Source organism: Micromonospora sp. M51 (assembly GCF_018070305.1).
Taxonomy (GTDB): Bacteria; Actinomycetota; Actinomycetes; order Mycobacteriales; family Micromonosporaceae; genus Micromonospora; species Micromonospora parva.
This window is the reverse complement of the sequence record NZ_JAGPXZ010001488.1, coordinates 1-479: the sequence shown is the minus strand read 5'-3', so window position 1 is coordinate 479 and position 479 is coordinate 1. Positions and strand designations below refer to the sequence as shown.

Genomic DNA, 479 nt, shown 5'->3' with positions numbered 1-479 from the left:
GTTCCAGGTGGTCTCGCAGACGATCCCGATCAGCGCGACGCCGAGGCCGGCATGCGCGAACGCCGTGCCCCAGGCCGAGCGCGGCAGGCCGCGGGCGCGGTGCAGCGCCGTTCCGAACGGCAGCCGCACCAGACCGGTCCGCTCGACGATGTCGGTGACGGCGCCGGCGATCACGAAGACGCCAAGCCCGATCGCGAGCGGCGCGAGCGCGCTGCCGCCGCGCGTCCAGGCCCAGACGATGGCGATCACAACGAGGCCGGCAACGCCGGCCGCGAGCAGGCGCTGGGTGACGCCAAGCAGATCGCCGCGCTTCCACGCCAGCATCGGCCCGAACGGCACCGCCAGCAGCAGCAGCGTGAATAGCGGGGCGAAGGTGAGATTGTAGAAGGGTGCGCCGACCGACATCTTGAAATCGGCCAGCAGTTCCATCGCCAGCGGATAGAGCGTGCCGAACAGCACGACCGCGCAGGCCACCGTGA

1 protein-coding gene is annotated in these 479 nt (G+C 71.0%); it reads right to left on the bottom strand.

Features of this window, described 5'->3' with window-relative positions:
* On the bottom strand, positions 1-474 hold a 474-nt coding region (locus tag KBX53_RS35590), incomplete at its 3' end, for a cytochrome c-type biogenesis CcmF C-terminal domain-containing protein (RefSeq protein WP_309140932.1).
* Between the last annotated feature and the right edge of the window lie 5 nt (positions 475-479).